Origin of the sequence: Neobacillus drentensis (genome assembly GCF_036965425.1) — a bacterium.
GTDB lineage: Bacteria > Bacillota > Bacilli > Bacillales > Cytobacillaceae > Neobacillus > Neobacillus drentensis_F.
Window position 1 is genome coordinate 279 of the sequence record NZ_JBALPP010000177.1, and the last position, 4,851, is coordinate 5,129.

Here is a 4,851-nt window from a genome sequence, read left to right on the forward strand (position 1 = left end):
GTGATTTTTTTATAGATATTTATGCTAATTTTACTGAAAAGTCGTGAAGTAATGTTCTTACAAACGGATAGCAAGAGTTGAAGATCAGCGGCCATTATTGGATGCTTTTCTATTGTACTAACGGAGCTGGCTTGTTGAAGAAGAAAAGGTTATACGATGTAAGAGATAGAATTATTAAGGAGAGAAAAAATATACAGGTGAAAATCTCTATGAGATACAAAATTATAATCTTTCTTTTGGTTGTTTTGATTTTTGGATTGCTTGTAATGAGTGGTGTTCCAATTGAAAAGTGTTTTCTTTGGATGTCTTACGTTAGCCTTGCCTTTCTTGTTTCTAACGTGCTATGGCAACTATTCGCTTTTATTTGGATACTCATCCTTCAAAAAAAATCTTATGATCGCTTTTTATTCTGGATAAAGCCAAAGTCAAAAAGAAGACTCAAGAAAAAAAGAAAAAAGAAAAAAGGTAAGTAAAAACTTTTTACGCTTAAACTTTTATTGTCGATATCTTATGTAATAACGGGTGCTTATGGTAAATTTCATCATTTACTGAGCACCATTCTTTTTGAATTACTCTTGGTGATATAGGGAGAATTTTTATGATATATGCAAATAAAAAAGACATTAATAGGTGTCAATTATCAGTTTATGGAAATGGTCAAAGTACGAGACATAGAGCTACCTGATGAAATTATAAATATGGTAACAAGGGATATTATGAATATTACTTACGCTACAGGTGGGGATTATAGGGATTCGACTTTAACCTCCTATGTAAAGACATATTTTGATAAAAAAATGTATCAGCAGTTTTTCAGCTAACGAGTGCTTGAGTTAAAGATGGGATTGCTGAGGCAATCCTTTTTTAGTATTAAAGAAAGGGTTTTTCTATATATGTATAGAATAGGTAGTTATATTTAATAAGGTGGTGTTTTGATGTTTAAACATGAATATGGATGGGTTCGGCAAACTAGAGGAACTCTGTTAGATTTTTGTGGGAAATTAGATCCTAACCATCTTACTCATACAAATGGATTCGGTTGGCAAAGTGTAAGAGACACATTGGTTCATGTAGCAGATTGTTATGTGGCATGGCTTGGCTCGTTTGTTTTATTGAAGACAAAAAAACCACTTACTCCAAGGGAAGAATTACTTAATCTCAGTTTAGACCGAATAATAGCACGATTCGAACAAGTGGATTCAATAGTAAATGAATTATTAGAACTACATGGACATAATTTAAATGTCCTAATTGAGAGAGAAATCCCTTGGAGAGAAGCACCTGAACTATTATCTATTACTCCGCGTAAATTGCTAATGCACACCATTACTCACGAGTTTCATCACAAAGGACAAATAGTAGCTATGCTCCGTCAGATGGGTTATGAGCCCCCAAATACAGATGTATTAGGAACAGAAGATTAACCTATTAAAAAAGTAATTTTGGCGATGTTTAGTTGACATTGCCTTTTTCGTTAAGTAAGTTTGTGATGTATCGTAATTAAAGTAACGGGTGCGTTAATTAAATAAGAAAACTATAGGCCATTGAAAAAAAGGTGGTCTTTACTATTATTTATAATTGAACGTTTGTTATCTGCTTTAATAGTTGGGGCTGTAGTAGTTTCTAATCATTCACTACTGACGGCCCAGGAGAAATTTTGGTCCAGTGGAAACTCTTCAATTTTTTTAAAGAGAGTAAAATTTGATATGCAAGTAAATTGCACGCTGCTACGTTATCGTACATCTGTTTAAAATATCAACTGTTACCAATCGATTTGTTTCCTATCTCTGAAAAATTTTCCGTTAGGTCCTTCAGGTCCTGTCGTTGCTAACCAGAGGATTGACTCAGCAGCTTGCTTAGGAGTTCTTGGAGCAGATGGTCCACCCATGTCTGTACTTACCCAACCCGGGTCGACCGCATTTATTTTGATATCACCTTGGATTTCTGCCGCTGCCAATCGTGTCAATCCATTTAGGGCAAGTTTAGACAATTTATAAGAGCCGACTCCTTGGTATTGCATTTCGCTCATCGCTCCATATTCTGAGGAAACATTAATAATTCTCCCATAACCTTGTTTTTCCATGAGTGGAATAAAGGAACGCATGACATGATATGCGCCGAAGAAATTCGTTGCCATCGTTCTTTCCAGAATGGAAGGGTCCATAGCCACTAACTTTTGATTCTCATCCAAATACACGCCAGCATTATTAATCAACACGTCTAATTTTCCGAATCGCTCATTTACTGTAATTGCTGCTTGATGGATACTTTCTTGATTATCTACATTCATCACCACAAACGAAACGTCCAAATTTGAATCCTTTAGCTTCTGTGTAGCTTTATGACCCATCTCTGAATCCCGACTCGCTAAAATGACACGAAAACCATCCAAAGCCAATTGTTTGACCAACTCATATCCAATTCCTCGATTCCCGCCGGTGACAAGCGCAACTTTTATATCGTTTGACATTTTTATTCCTCCATTTTTCTGCCATGGGATAGGGCAGTTTTTTTCATAGCCTAAAATCTAATAAGATAGTAGGAGAGGTGACATCCAAAATGAACAGGAAGCTCTTAAAAGAAGTTGAAGTGGTCTGCAGGGGAAGGGAATATCCAAATAACTCCCATTTCGGTATTTAGAATTCCGAAACCTCATAAGGTTAATATGAAAATCAATAAATTATTTCGTTTAGCCAAAAAAACATCTCCTATCTACAATATAAATTGGCCTATAAGCAAGGGGGGCCATTTGTTTTTGCATCTGTACTCGCTGCTTTATTAAGTATAAAGGTTAGAGTTAACTCTAAATCAAGGAGGGAATTTTATTTAATAAAGGCTATTTTTTTACGAAGGGGTCAAGTGGAATGGGGGAAATACAACCAAGAAACATACCCGTGCAGGGGCAATATTAGTAACCTCATGTCGTTATTGGTTGATTATGATATAAATAGAGCCACCTGTACTTCATATACAAAGTATGAAATACAAGTGGCCTTTCTGTTAATTAGGACCGGAAATTCCTATTTTAGCTTTTTTATGAATGTCTTCCGTTCCGGCATCTAATGCAGTCTTGTAGTATAAGCATTTATGCTCGATGACTTCCATTGTTTTTTTTAGTTCTTCCATTTGTGATTCTACAGTAGCTTTTCGTTCCATAAACATGTCATATCTTTGGTTTAATGTAGAATCACCATCAGAACACCAATCAATGAAATTTTTAATTTCCTTTATAGGCATCCCGGTGGATTTGAGACATTCAATAACTTTTAATGCTGCAATATCGGATTCTTTAAATAATCGTATGCCGCTGGATGTCCGTTCTACCAGAGGCATAAGACCCTCTTTGTCGTAGTAACGCAAGGTATATGGTGTAAGATTTAATTCTTTTGCAACTTCGCTGATAGAATATGTCTTCATCATTTATCTCCTATTCTCATTGATATAGACTTCGAGTTAACTCTATGGGTTGGTGAGATTTTATCACGGTATTTGCTGAATGTCAAAGTCCTCTGATAGATCAAATGAGGCCTTCAAAAGAAATATTAATTAATCGCTTGACTTAGAGTTAACTGTAAGGATTAACATTAATTATGCAAGAGAAAAATGTAGCCGCATTCTCTTGAAAAATATAAATTATCGGAGGTTTTTTTTATGATAACTGCAAAAGCACGAGCTGTAGATGGTCCAGACAAATCCTTTCGAGCAGCTGAAATTAAACGGCGGGATCTTGATTCGCATGATGTTCTAATTGAAATTAAATATGCTGGTATTTGCCATTCTGACATCCATACAGCTCACGGCGAATGGGGGACCGTGAACTATCCGCTCGTACCTGGACACGAGATTGCGGGAATAGTCACGGAAGTAGGAGCAGAGGTCACAAAATATAAGGTCGGTGACCGAGTGGGGGTCGGATGTATGGTTGACTCCTGCGGCGATTGTGAGAACTGTCGTCGAGGGGAAGAACAATACTGTCTCAATGGAAATGTCCCTACATACGCTGGTGTTGATAAATATGGAGAACCTACTCAAGGTGGCTATTCTACTCATATTGTCGTAACGGAAAACTTTGTAGTAAGAATTCCAGATAGCATTGAGCTTGACGCCGCAGCACCATTACTTTGTGCGGGTATTACGACCTATTCTCCACTTAACCATTGGGGGGCCGGCCCAGGAAAGAAAGTAGCAGTTGTTGGTATGGGCGGTCTTGGTCATATGGCAGTTAAGATTGCACATGCGATGGGGGCAGAGGTCACCGTTTTGTCACAATCATTGAGTAAAAAGGACGACGGATTGCAATTCGGTGCAGACCATTACTATGCCACACGCGATCCAGAAACTTTCAAGAAACTTGCCGGAACCTTTGACTTAATTATTAATACGGTAAGTGCAAAAATTGATATTAATGCTTATTTCTCACTGTTAACTCTGGATGGCACTCTAGTAAACGTGGGTGCGCCCGCAGAGCCATTGTCAGTAAATGTGTTTTCTCTTATCGGTCATCGCCGTTCATTTGCAGGTTCTATGATTGGCGGTATCCGTGAAACTCAGGAAATGTTGGAGTTTTGTGCGAAACACAACATTGTTCCTAAGATTGAAGTAATTTCAGCCGACCAAATTGACGAAGCCTACGAACGCGTATTAGCTTCTGATGTGAAGTATCGTTTCGTAATTGATACAAGCACAATGTGAGTTAAGTAATTGATAAATTTTGGTAATTTTGATGGTGTCCTAAAAGCCTGGCTTTTGGGACATTTTTTTTATATATGCAACTTAAATACATATATTTGTATATTTATAAATAGAAACACTTCCATCGATGGTAAAAAAAATCAGTGTCCTATTCAAATA

The 4,851-nt window shown here is 37.0% G+C and carries 5 protein-coding genes; 3 read left to right on the forward strand and 2 right to left on the reverse strand.

The genetic code is table 11. From position 1 onward, the window contains the following. Positions 1-134: 134 nt before the first annotated feature. Positions 135-473, forward strand: a complete 339-nt coding sequence (locus V7161_RS29260; RefSeq protein WP_335716285.1) for a hypothetical protein — start codon at positions 135-137, stop codon at positions 471-473. A 462-nt stretch (positions 474-935) separates the two neighbouring features. Then, positions 936-1,424, forward strand: coding sequence for a DinB family protein (locus V7161_RS29265; RefSeq protein ID WP_335716286.1), 489 nt, complete (start codon positions 936-938; stop codon positions 1,422-1,424). 338 nt (positions 1,425-1,762) lie between these two features. On the opposite strand, the gene V7161_RS29270 is transcribed toward V7161_RS29265, so the two are convergent. After that, positions 1,763-2,470, reverse strand: a complete 708-nt coding sequence (locus V7161_RS29270; RefSeq protein WP_335716287.1) for an SDR family oxidoreductase — start codon at positions 2,468-2,470, stop codon at positions 1,763-1,765. Positions 2,471-3,000: 530 nt separating this feature from the next. Continuing rightward, complete coding sequence (locus tag V7161_RS29275) at positions 3,001-3,417, reverse strand: MerR family transcriptional regulator (RefSeq protein WP_335716288.1); 417 nt, start codon at positions 3,415-3,417, stop codon at positions 3,001-3,003. A gap of 234 nt (positions 3,418-3,651) precedes the next feature. On the opposite strand from V7161_RS29275, the gene V7161_RS29280 reads away from it, so the two are divergent. Further along, positions 3,652-4,692 carry an NAD(P)-dependent alcohol dehydrogenase gene (locus tag V7161_RS29280; protein ID WP_335716289.1) on the forward strand — a complete coding sequence of 347 codons (1,041 nt, stop codon included), beginning with the start codon at positions 3,652-3,654 and terminating at the stop codon, positions 4,690-4,692. Positions 4,693-4,851 lie beyond the last annotated feature (159 nt).